Origin of the sequence: Arsukibacterium sp. UBA3155 (assembly GCA_002364615.1) — a bacterium.
GTDB lineage: Bacteria > Pseudomonadota > Gammaproteobacteria > Enterobacterales > Alteromonadaceae > Alishewanella.
On sequence record DEYP01000015.1, the window covers coordinates 127,697 to 139,301 of the forward strand.

Sequence of the window (11,605 nt, forward strand, 5' to 3'; positions counted from 1 at the left end):
TTTTATCCGTTATCACTGTTTAAGAAGGACGGGTAATGGACGCAATAATGAACCGGGAACTTGCGCTTGATGCAGCACCAAGCTATGCAGCCTTAAATCGCTGTCAGCAGACTGAAAGCCTGCCCGATTGCAGCGAGCAAACCCTGACCAGCCAGCTGCAAACCAGCCTGGATATTCAGCAGCAACTGGACATTTTTTCGATGTATGTCGGCCGGCTGCTCAGTGTTACCGGTATCCGGCTCAATACCGCGTTTGGCGAACACCAGGCTGCTGGTTCCAGTAACGGTAGCCACACCTACAAAAGCCTGCTGGTGTTAAACCAGCAATGTCTGGCCGAAGTGCATTACCACAGTGATCAGCCGTTTAGCCCCACTCAGCAACGTGATGTTGTGCTGCTTGAGAGCGAATGGTTATTTGCGCTGCGCAATGCACTGGTTGTGGCACGTTTGCAGCAAATGGCGCTGAAAGATCCACTCACGGCGCTTGGCAACCGGCGATTTTTTGACGACAGCTTTGCCAAAGCCATTCAACTGGCGCGGCGTCGGCAGCAAACCTGTGCGCTGTTATTGCTGGATCTTGATAACTTTAAACAACTTAATGACAACTATGGCCACGCCATGGGTGACGAGCTGCTTATTGTGGTAGCAGATTGCATGCGTGACACATTGCGCCAAACGGATAGCTTATTCCGGTTTGGCGGCGATGAATTTGCGGTCATTCTTGCAGAAGAAGATGCCGATAGCGCCGACTTAGTGGCCCGCCGGCTATTAAAAGCCATAAATCAGCACCACAAAAGCGTGCAATACGGTATTAGTGCCAGCGCCGGGCTGGCCTACTTGCAACCCATGCAAGCGACTGAACATTTTTTTGCCGCCGCCGACCGGGCGCTTTATGAAGCGAAAGCGTCAGGTAAAGCCAACTTAAAACAAACCGGCAGAGAGGCGTTAAAGGTGGCGCCAACCGCTAATTTCGTGCCCAGCCAAGCCAGCAATCCGCCTCTGTCGTGCTAATGGCAGAGGCATAGCCTGCCACCGCAACCAAAGCTCCGTTATGCAGTAGCAATGGCACCTGCTCCCGCTGCCATGGTGGCAGCTGCCAGCGTTTAAACCATTGCTTAAGCGGTTTATGATGAGGTTGATCAGCGGGTTTAAAAGGCAGACTTAACTGCCCAAAAACAATGGTCACTTCACATTGCTGCATGGCCTGTCGCCCAGCCAAGGGCGTCTGATACACTGCCAGCTCACCCAGTCCCGCTGGCAAATTCAGATTATTTTGCATCGTCCAAAGCAGACCGCTCTCTGGTGTCGCTAAGGTAGTGTGGTACTCCAGATACAATTGGCGCTGGTAACGGCGTAGCAGGCATTGCCCCAACACCAGTTGCGGCATAGCATCCTGACGGGCGTTAATAACCTGCTGTCTTAGGGTTTGCAACCATTGGCTTGAGGGATTCAGTTTATAGCGCGCCAGCCAGCGGCGGATCACTAAATCCTGCTGGGCCGGTACCTGCTGCGTTAATGCCTCTAAATTTAACCGACGGCCATCGGCACACAGTAGCAATGCCTGTTCGGTATAGTCATCCAATAACTGCTGCTGCTGTGCCAGATGTTGCATACTGCGTCGCGCGGTATCAGCAAAGGCTGGCCAGCGCCCGGTTAATAACGGGGCAACAACATTGCGAATATAATTACGATCAAATCGATTGTCCTGATTACTGCTATCTTCAACCCACTGCAACTGATGCGTTGTCGCGTAATGTTGGATCTGTTGTCGGGTGCTGCTTAATAATGGCCGTAGCAAGCTGCCAGCGGCGAAGGGACGTTGCTCTGCCATGCCACTTAAACCAGCGGCACCGGCGCCGCGCTTTAACGCCAGGATTAAGGTTTCAAGCTGGTCATCCGCATGATGCCCTGTCACGAGTATCGTCGTGGCTGAATCAACAAAAGAGGCTAATGCCTGGTAGCGCCCCTCGCGCGCAGCGGCTTCAATATTTGCGCTACGTTCAATGTTAATCTGCCTACTAAAAAATTCGACGTCCCGGGCGATACAGGCGCGTTGACAATGCTCACTCCAACCCTGCGCGTCAGCGCTCAAACCATGATTGACATAAACGGCCTGCAACTGGAAAACATGTTGCTTTCTCGCCTGACAAAGCAGATCAAGCAGTACCATAGAATCCAGGCCACCACTGAGCGCCAGCACCACCTTAGCGGCGCCGCAATCGCTAATTTTTGCTGCCAGTTCAGTTATGCTTAACATCAATGTTCAGGCTGCCCCGCCCCGGTTGTTGCATACAATTATTGTATCCATAAGTGGTTTTGGTCGTTCAACAGATATCGTCGCGCGTGACACGTATTATCCATATAAAAAAACCAGCGACAAGCGCTGGTTCTCTGTTAAAGCTACCGGCTTTAGCAGTAGCCAAATGACATCAGTCGTTTATAACGATTATCAAGTAGTGTTTTGGTATCAAGTTTTTTTAAGCTATCCAGATCTTTTAGCAAGGTCTTTTTAAGGGTTTGCGCCATTTGTTCTGGTGCACGATGCGCGCCACCCAGCGGCTCTGGAATAACGGCATCAATCAGATCCAACTCTTTTAGTCGCTCCGCGGTAATTCCCATCGCGTCAGCAGCTAATGGCGCTTTTTCAGCACTCTTCCATAAAATAGAAGCACAGCCTTCCGGTGAAATAACCGAGTAGGTACTAAATTGCAACATATTTACCCGGTCGCCCACGCCGATGGCCAGCGCACCACCCGAACCACCTTCACCAATCACCGTACAGATAACCGGTACCTTTAACCCTGCCATCACTTTTAAATTACGGGCTATCGCCTCAGACTGGCCACGTTCTTCAGCGCCAATGCCCGGGTAAGCACCCGGAGTATCAATAAAGGTAATAATAGGCATATTGAAGCGTTCAGCCATTTCCATCAGCCGCAGTGCTTTACGATAGCCCTCAGGTCTTGGCATACCAAAATTACGACGAATTTTTTCCCGGGTATCGCGGCCCTTCTGATGGCCTATTACCATAACGGTGTGCTCACCCAGCCGCGCAGTACCTGCGACAATCGCATTATCGTTCGCGTAGGTACGATCGCCTGCCAGCTCGTCAAAATCGGTGAAAATATGCTTCAGGTAATCCAGAGTGTAGGGCCGGCGTGGATGCCTGGCCATTTGGGCAACTTGCCAGGCACCCAGCTCAGAAAATATTTTCTTGGTTAATCCCAGACTTTTTTCTTTTAGTTTGTTTATTTCTTCTTCTAAACCAAGATCGTAGTCGCCATTACGACTGACGTTACGCAATTCGTCTATTTTTGCTTCAAGTTCAGCAATCGGCTGCTCAAACTCTAAATAATTCAGCATCATCGACTATCACTACCTAATTAATTAAATTCCAGTTCTATTGTTGCTAATTGTTTTAACTGATGCAACAAAGCGTCGGCGGGCGTCACCCACCAGGCTGTCCCTAACTGCAGTGTTACCTGCCCTTCCTGTCGTTGATACCTGATTGTTACCGGTACCGTACCAGCTTTGAATTCATCGAGCACGTGTTGCAATCTTTGCAGGTAATTGTGGTCTATTTGCGCCGATTGTACAGTGATATTCAAAGATTTCAGCGATTTTTCCCGCACAGCAGTTATTTCACTGACATCGCGGCCCGACATTGTAAGGCCACCATTAAAATCATCAAAGCTGACCTGTCCGGTTATTACCAGAATACGGTCTTTTTGCAGCAATTCCTCAAACGTTTCCAGCTGTTCCGGGAAAAAGCGCACATCCAGCCGTGCCGATTTATCGTCCAGCGTCACAATGGCCCAGCGCCGGCCTTTTTTATTAATCATTACCCGCACTGACACCACTAAACCGGCTACCTGGACACTTTGATCTTTTTTGGTGGGCTGCAGTTCAACTAAGCGGCAGGAAACATAGTGGCGAATTTCATCCGCGTATCGATTAATCGGGTGACCGGTTAAATACAGCCCGAGCGTTTCCCGCTCGCCATCGAGCCAGACTTCATCCGGCCACTGTGGCACCTGCTTAAATGCACTGGCCGCCTGTTCTGGTTCCGGGCTTAACAAGCCAAATAAATCGTCCTGCCCCACCGCTTGTGCCTTGGCGTGTTGCTCCGCCTTTTTCATTGCCTCTTCTAAGCTGGCCATCAGCGCGGCACGATGTGGCCCCAACTGGTCCATCGCACCGGATAAAATAAGCTTTTCCATTACCCGGCGGTTTAATCGTTTTAAATCGACTTTGGCACAGAAATCAAATAAGTCATGGAAGCTGCCGTACTCGTTACGCGCTTCAATAATGGCATCTATCGGGCTTTCACCCACCCCTTTGATCGCGCCAATGCCATAAACGATATGGCCCTGCTCATTAACGGTAAACTTATACTGTCCCGAGTTAACATCGGGCGGATTAAGCCTCAGCTTCATCCGTTCGCACTCATCCACCAACGTGACAATTTTATCCGTGTTATCCATATCGGCCGACATGACCGCCGCCATAAATTCAGCGGGAAAATGCGCCTTCATCCACAGCGTCTGATAAGACACCAGTGCATACGCTGCCGAGTGCGACTTATTAAAACCGTAGCCGGCAAACTTCTCTACCAGGTCGAATATTTTAATAGCAAGCTCAGGGTCAATATTATTTTTTGCAGCACCTTCCTGAAAGGTATCGCGCTGCTTGGCCATTTCTTCCGGCTTTTTCTTACCCATGGCCCGGCGCAGTAAATCCGCACCACCTAGCGAGTAGCCAGAAAGCACCTGCGCTATCTGCATTACCTGTTCTTGATACAGAATAATGCCGTAGGTTGGTTCTAGAATAGGCCTTAAAGATTCGTGCTGCCAGGTTGCATCGGGAAACGAGATTTCTTCACGGCCACGCTTACGGTCAATAAAGTTATCTACCATGCCCGATTGCAGTGGCCCCGGACGGAATAATGCCACCAGCGCTATCATATCTTCGAAACAGTCGGGCTGCAGGCGACGGATTAAGTCCTTCATGCCGCGCGATTCTAACTGGAACACAGCCGTAGTATCGGCGCGCTGCAGCAAATCGAAGCTACGTTTATCAACCAGCGGGATGCTATTAATATCAACCGGTTTACGCCCCTCCTTTTGCAACCGGCTGTTGGCCATATTGACCGCCCACTGCAAAATGGTCAGCGTGCGTAACCCCAGAAAGTCGAACTTCACTAAGCCGGCATATTCAACGTCGTTTTTATCAAACTGAGTAACAGGGTTATTGCCTTCATCATCACAATACAGCGGCGAAAAATCAGTAATTTTAGTGGGCGCAATAACCACCCCTCCGGCATGTTTGCCGGCATTTCGGGTTACCCCTTCCAGCTGGCGGGCCATATCAATTAAATCTTTCACTTCCTGATCCTGGGCATACAGCTCAGGCAGACGTGGCTCTTCTTTAAACGCTTGTTCCAGCGTCATACCAGGTGTGGGTGGGATAAGTTTGGAAATGCGATCGACAAAGCCATAAGGGTGGCCAAGTACCCGGCCTACGTCACGAATAACGGCTTTGGCCGCCATGGTGCCAAAGGTAATAATTTGTGACACTGCCTCACGGCCATACATGTCGGCAACATGGTCAATCACCTCATCACGACGGTCCATACAAAAATCGACGTCAAAATCGGGCATCGATACCCGTTCCGGGTTTAAGAACCGTTCAAACAGCAGGTCGAATTCCAGCGGGTCAAGATCGGTAATTTTTAGCGCGTAAGCCACCAGCGAGCCGGCACCCGAGCCACGACCTGGGCCAACGGGAATGTCATTATCTTTGCTCCACTGAATAAACTCCATAACTACCAGGAAGTAACCCGGGAAACCCATCTGGTTAATCACGTCCAGCTCAATCTGTAAGCGCTCATCATAGGGTGCTCGCTTAGCAGCACGCTCAGCCTCATCCGGAAATAGCTGCAGCATGCGTTGCTCCAGGCCTTCCTGAGATTTTAATACCAGAAAATCGCCATCGGTCATGCCGCCAGTAGGAAAGGCAGGTAAAAAGTATTCACCAAGCCGGATAGTCACGTTGCAGCGGCGGGCAATTTCAACACTATTTTCCAGAGCTTCAGGAATATCAGCAAATAACGCCACCATTTCCTGCTCTGTTCGCAAATACTGCTGTTCTGAGTAGTGCTTCGGACGGCGTTTATCGTCCAGGGTAAAACCATCATGAATGGCGACCCGGATTTCATGCGCCGGGTAGTCAGTGGCTTTTAAAAATACCACTTCGTTGGTAGCAACAACGGGCAATTGGTGTTGCTCGGCCAGCAGCACGGCTTTTTGAATATAGCGCTCTTCATCAGGTCGGTCGGTGCGGATCAGCTCCAGGTAAAAACGCTCAGGAAAATACTGCTGATAAAAATTGACTAATTCCGTTACCGATTGCGGGTTTTCTTTTACCAGCGCTTTGCCAAGCGGGCCGTCTTTGCCCCCAGACAGCACAATAAGGCCACGGTTATGCTCTGCCAGCCATTGATGGTCAAGCTGTGGCTTACCTGCAACATGTCCTCGCAGATACGCTTTGGAGATCAACATGGTCAGGTTCTGATAACCTTCATTGTCCATTGCCAGCAGCAACAGTCGGGCGCTTTCGCTGCCAAGCAGCGGATGCTGTACCCAGCAATCAACGCCAATTATCGGTTTAATCCCGGCATCATGGGCTGCACTGTAAAACCGGACCAGACCACAAAAATTCATTTGATCGGTTAAGGCCAGCGCCGGCATTTCGGCTGCCGCAGCCGCTTTAACTATCGGCTTAACCTTAGCCACGCCATCAATCATGGAAAAGTCACTATGGACCCGCAGGTGAATAAATGCCGGGGTATTCATCAGGACAATTGCTCAGCGATCAGCCGCACTGGCTTAAAGCTACGACGATGCTCAGCCAAAATGCCATGCTCCGTGATCGCTGCCAGGTGCTGTGCTGTCGGATAGCCCTTATGAGCAGCGAAACCAAACTGGGGGTAGCGCTGAGCTAACGCCGCCATTTCCGCATCACGGGCTACTTTAGCTAAAATTGACGCTGCGCTGATTTCAGCGACCAGACTGTCCCCTTTAATTACCGCGGTGGCAGGCATGGGCAGAGAGGGACAACGGTTGCCATCTATCATTACCCACTGTGGCTGAATGGTTAATGCCGTCACGGCGCGCTGCATTGCCAGCATCGTGGCATGCAGGATATTTAACTCGTCTATTTCTGCCGGCTCTGCCCGGCCAAGTGCCCAGCACAGGGCATTGGCCTTTATTTCCTCTGCCAGCGCTTCGCGCCGTGCTGCACTGAGTTTTTTAGAGTCCATCAGACCGTTGACCGGCCGCAAAGGGTCTAGAATGACTGCCGCCGTTACCACGGCGCCAATTAATGGGCCGCGACCTACTTCGTCTACACCACATAGTAGTTTTACATCGGGTCTATGCCACTGCATCAGAACCTGCTACCTCCAGAATGGCCTCGGCAGCGCGGACGCTGGCATTGCATTTAATTTGTTGATGAATATCACGATACTCGGCCAGTAAGGCACTATTGTCCGATTGTAACAAAGGCGCCATTGCCGCCAGCAAAGCCCCAGGGGTTACCTGATGTTGCAGCAGTTCGGGTACCATCGGCCGTCCGGCTAACAAATTGGGTAGGCTGAAATGCGCCAGCTTAACCAGCCGCCGGCCAATCTGATACGTTAACCAGTTAGCCCGATACGCCACCACCATCAAGCATTTGGCCAGCATGGCTTCAAGCGTAGCGGTACCAGAGGTGATAAAGGTGGCATCTGCGGCCAGCAACACCTGGCGGGCCAGACCAATATGAACCTTTACTTCTAAATCAGGTGCATACTGCTGTTTAATGGCCATAAATTGCGCAGCCTTTTGCTCGGTTACCATATTGGCAATAAGTTGCAACTGCGGCTGTTGTTGCTGTAATAAAATAGCAGCAGAGAGAAAATCGGGCGCTAACAAGTTAACTTCATTACTACGACTGCCTGGCATCAGCGCCAGTACCGGCCGGGTTGGGTCCAGCCCCAGAGCTATTTTATGCTCTGCTTTATCAACCACCAGCGGCATGGTGTCGGCCATGGTATGGCCAACAAAGGTACAGGGAACCTGATATTTATCGTAAAACGCTTTTTCAAAAGGCAATAATGACAGCACCATATTGGTGGCTTTGGCAATCTTAAAAATACGTTTATGCCGCCAGGCCCAGACAGAGGGGCTGACATAGTGCACCGTTTTAATGCCTGCCTGCTTTAATTCAAGCTCGACCGGCAAGTTAAAATCCGGAGCATCGATACCGATAAACACATCGGGTTTATCTTTTAGCAATGCAGCAAGTATCTCGCGTTTGACTTTTAATAAACGCGGTAGCCTGCCCAACACTTCAACAATCCCCATTACGGCAAGCTCTTCCATCTCAAACAAGGCATTGAAACCCAGCGCTTGCATGCGCGGGCCACCAATACCATAAAAATGGGCATCAGGGTGACGCTGGGCAAGCGCTTCCATTAAATCGGCACCGAGGATATCGCCCGAGTGTTCGCCAGCAATGATGGCAATATTAAGATGTGACAAAGCAAGTCTCGTTTATGAACTAATAATTCTTATCGTTGTTTGATTCTATCACAGGAAATAGCGCTTACTTCAAGCCTTTACCATGTTGAAATACTTACCGCGTTAACCAGTAGCGCCGAAACAGGCTATCGCAGTGTTACCGCGCTATAAAAAAGGAGCCTGCAGGCTCCGTTTCTTAAAAAACTGTTTATCGTGGTGCTTAACGCACAATACCGCGACTGGCATTAGCAATAAAATCAGTAAAGGCTTTCAACTCTGGATACTCTGCTGACTTTGTTTCCAGTGCCGCTAATGCTTCGGCAACGGTCTGGCCTTTACGATAGACTTCTTTATAAGCACGTCGTATCTCTAACAGCGCATCACTGCTAAAACCACGGCGTTTAAGTCCTTCAACATTAATACCGGCTGGCTGACATGGGGCGCCATGCACCATTACGTAAGGAGGGACATCTTTTAGCACGATAGAGCCGCCGCCACAAAAGCTGTGCGCGCCAATATGCACAAACTGATGCACACCCGTCATACCGCCCAGAATAGCCCAGTCGCCGACATGCACATGGCCGGCAGCCTGCGCGCCACTGGCAAAAATAGTATGGCTGCCAATAACGCAGTCATGGGCAATATGGGTGGTATTCATAAACAGGTTATGGCTGCCAATAATGGTTTTACCCTGATCCTGCACCGTACCACGATGGACAGAGCAGCCTTCACGGAAGACATTAAAGTCGCCAATGATCAGCTCAGTAGCCTCGCCTTTGTATTTTTTGTCCTGGCAAGCTTCACCAATACTGGTGAACTGAAAAAAATGGTTCCCTTTGCCAATGGTCGCAGGGCCTTTGATCACCACGTGAGGCTCGATAATACAATCATCGCCAAGCACAACATCATGACCAATATAGCTAAAGGGCCCCACTTTTACATTCTGGCCCAGTTTAGCGCCATTTTCGATTACCGCTGATGGATGAATCACGTTATAACTCTCTTCTGGCACACATTAATTCAGCTGAGCACACTATAACGCCATCCACTTTGGCTTCTCCGTAAAACTTCCACATATTACGGCGCTCTTTTAAAAACTTCACTTCCAGTATCATCGTATCACCCGGCACTACCGGCTTTTTAAAACGGGCATCATCAATTGCTGCGAACAAATACAGCTCATTCTCTGAGCGTTCGGTTACCGTTTTAAAACCCAGGATCCCCGTTGCCTGTGCCAATGCCTCAAGGATCAGCACACCAGGAAAAATGGGCATGCCAGGGAAGTGCCCGGTAAATATTGGTTCATTGATCGTTACATTTTTAAGCGCTGTTAACGATTCGCCCGGCGTGTAGTCCAGCACTTTATCAATTAACAAAAACGGATAGCGATGCGGTAATAACGCCATAATTTCCTGCACTTGCAGGCTATTAAGTTGATTGGCCAAAATTAATCCTCTGTCGATGGCTGTTGTCCATCATGACTTATGTGCTGTAATTGTTGTTCCAGCTGTTTTACCCGCTGAAATAATTGCTCAACCTGCCGCAGGCGCGCGGTATTACGGCGCCACTCCGCATTGGTTGCTGCCGGGATACCCGATGAGTACACCCCTTTCTCAGTAAGCGAACGGGTAACCATTGACATGCCGGTAATTTGCACACCATCTGCTATTTCAATATGGCCATTGACGCCAACGCCACCACCCAAAACACAATACCGACCTACTTTGGTACTGCCCGCAATACTGGTAGAACCGGCAATTGCCGTATGATCACCAATTTGAACATTATGGGCAAGCTGACATAAGTTATCAATAATAACGTTGTTGCCCACCATAGTGTCTTCTATTGCACCACGATCGATAGTGGTATTGGCGCCTATCTCACAATTGTCACCAATCACCACAGTACCGGTCTGTGGTATCTTCAGCCAGTTTCCTGCTTTATTGGCAAAGCCGAAACCATCCGAGCCAATTACCGCCCCACTATGAATTAAACAGTCGCTACCTATGACAACATTATGATAAATCGTCACATTTGCCCACAGCCGGCTGCCCGCGCCAATTTTTGCTGCCTTACCAACGACAGTGCCAGCACCAACCTGCACTCCCTTGCCAAGCTCTGCACCTGCACTTATCACCGCATTGGGCCCGATGGCACAGTGTTCGCCTATTGTCGCTGACGCATCAATTGTAGCAGATGGGTGAATGCCATCAGCAACAGCTGGGGTAGAGTCAAGTAACTGGGCAATCTGGGCAAAGGCAACATAAGGATCGGCTACCACTAACGCGCTAACGCCTGGTGCCATAAATGGTAAATCATCTGCTTTAATTAATACCGCACTGGCAGTGGTGTGACTAAGGAATTTACGATACTTACTATTGGCCAGAAAGCTGATAGTACCCTGACCTGCATGCTCCAGGGTTGCAACGGCAGAAACGCCGCAAGCGGCGTTTCCGACAAGCTGAGCATTAAGCTGCTCAGCCAGTTCTGATAATAACTTCACTGTATTACTTCTTAGCTTTGCTTACCTGGGCTGCCACCGCGTCAGAGATATCATACTCTGGCTTGGCATATACCGCAGCACCAGCATTTAACACAACATCAAACTTTTCCCGCTCAGCAACCACATCAATGGCGGTTTTAATCATCGCGAGAATTTTATTACGCTCTTCGTTCTGACGGGCACGAATTTGCTCATCTAACGGCCGTGCGGTCGCTTCATATTGCTGACGTTGCTGCTGCACTTTAGTTGCCAGCTCCTGCTGTTGTTGTTCACTCATGGTCGGGCCGTCGCGGCGCAACTTTTCAATATTAAAGTTAATATCTTTTTCTAACTGGCTCATCGCATCAATTTTAGAAGCAAACTCAGTGCGGATATTCTCCTGAATGGTGGCTGACTGTGGGATTTGCGCGGCAACAGCCTGAATATCAACAAATGCAATTTTCATTTCTTTCGCAACTGCAGTGCCAGCCATCACTATCGCGGCGACTAATACAATGGCGGTTTTAGTTACTGTATTTTTAAACATCATTTTCCCTATACCT

10 protein-coding genes are annotated in these 11,605 nt (G+C 49.7%); 1 reads left to right on the forward strand and 9 read right to left on the reverse strand.

All coding sequences use genetic code 11. The features are described 5' to 3' along the window. The first annotated feature begins 35 nt into the window (after window positions 1–35). The gene (locus B2X65_RS05730) at window positions 36–1,010 is read left to right on the forward strand and encodes a GGDEF domain-containing protein (RefSeq protein WP_290611213.1); all 975 of its coding nucleotides are present in this window, start codon (window positions 36–38) and stop codon (window positions 1,008–1,010) included. Here B2X65_RS05730 and tilS read toward each other — a convergent pair. The 9 genes from tilS to B2X65_RS05775 all read right to left on the reverse strand — a co-directional run bounded on the left by tilS (window position 964) and on the right by B2X65_RS05775 (window position 11,592). Beyond that, window positions 964–2,256 carry a tRNA lysidine(34) synthetase TilS gene (gene tilS, locus B2X65_RS05735; RefSeq protein ID WP_290611215.1) on the reverse strand — a complete coding sequence of 431 codons (1,293 nt, stop codon included), beginning with the start codon at window positions 2,254–2,256 and terminating at the stop codon, window positions 964–966. The genes B2X65_RS05730 and tilS overlap by 47 nt on opposite strands. Before the next feature lie 152 nt (window positions 2,257–2,408). After that, window positions 2,409–3,365, reverse strand: coding sequence for an acetyl-CoA carboxylase carboxyl transferase subunit alpha (gene accA / locus B2X65_RS05740; RefSeq protein ID WP_290611217.1), 957 nt, complete (start codon window positions 3,363–3,365; stop codon window positions 2,409–2,411). Between the two features lie 17 nt (window positions 3,366–3,382). Further along, window positions 3,383–6,853, reverse strand: a complete 3,471-nt coding sequence (gene dnaE / locus B2X65_RS05745) for a DNA polymerase III subunit alpha (protein WP_290611218.1) — start codon at window positions 6,851–6,853, stop codon at window positions 3,383–3,385. Next, window positions 6,853–7,446, reverse strand: coding sequence for a ribonuclease HII (gene rnhB / locus B2X65_RS05750; RefSeq protein WP_290611219.1), 594 nt, complete (start codon window positions 7,444–7,446; stop codon window positions 6,853–6,855). Before rnhB ends, dnaE begins: the two co-directional genes overlap by 1 nt. Beyond that, a complete protein-coding gene (lpxB, locus tag B2X65_RS05755) occupies window positions 7,433–8,581 on the reverse strand; it encodes a lipid-A-disaccharide synthase (RefSeq protein ID WP_290611220.1) in 1,149 nt (382 codons plus the stop codon). Before lpxB ends, rnhB begins: the two co-directional genes overlap by 14 nt. Before the next feature lie 199 nt (window positions 8,582–8,780). Then, a complete protein-coding gene (lpxA, locus tag B2X65_RS05760) occupies window positions 8,781–9,551 on the reverse strand; it encodes an acyl-ACP--UDP-N-acetylglucosamine O-acyltransferase (RefSeq protein ID WP_290611221.1) in 771 nt (256 codons plus the stop codon). Between the two features lies 1 nt (window position 9,552). After that, window positions 9,553–10,005: a 3-hydroxyacyl-ACP dehydratase FabZ gene (gene fabZ / locus B2X65_RS05765; RefSeq protein WP_290611223.1), complete on the reverse strand. Its 453-nt coding sequence runs from the start codon at window positions 10,003–10,005 to the stop codon at window positions 9,553–9,555. Between the two features lie 2 nt (window positions 10,006–10,007). Next, window positions 10,008–11,063 (reverse strand): UDP-3-O-(3-hydroxymyristoyl)glucosamine N-acyltransferase, encoded by a 1,056-nt coding sequence (gene lpxD, locus B2X65_RS05770; RefSeq protein ID WP_290611224.1) that lies wholly within the window; start codon window positions 11,061–11,063, stop codon window positions 10,008–10,010. A 4-nt stretch (window positions 11,064–11,067) separates the two neighbouring features. Continuing rightward, window positions 11,068–11,592, reverse strand: a complete 525-nt coding sequence (locus B2X65_RS05775; protein WP_290611225.1) for an OmpH family outer membrane protein — start codon at window positions 11,590–11,592, stop codon at window positions 11,068–11,070. Between the last annotated feature and the right edge of the window lie 13 nt (window positions 11,593–11,605).

Coding starts and splice junctions, on each gene's coding strand:
- dnaE (WP_290611218.1), bottom strand. CDS start 6,853: ATGAATACCCCGGCATTTATTCACCTGCGGGTCCATAGTGACTTTTCC.
- rnhB (WP_290611219.1), bottom strand. CDS start 7,446: ATGCAGTGGCATAGACCCGATGTAAAACTACTATGTGGTGTAGACGAA.
- B2X65_RS05775 (WP_290611225.1), bottom strand. CDS start 11,592: ATGATGTTTAAAAATACAGTAACTAAAACCGCCATTGTATTAGTCGCC.
- B2X65_RS05730 (WP_290611213.1), top strand. CDS start 36: ATGGACGCAATAATGAACCGGGAACTTGCGCTTGATGCAGCACCAAGC.
- tilS (WP_290611215.1), bottom strand. CDS start 2,256: ATGTTAAGCATAACTGAACTGGCAGCAAAAATTAGCGATTGCGGCGCC.
- accA (WP_290611217.1), bottom strand. CDS start 3,365: ATGATGCTGAATTATTTAGAGTTTGAGCAGCCGATTGCTGAACTTGAA.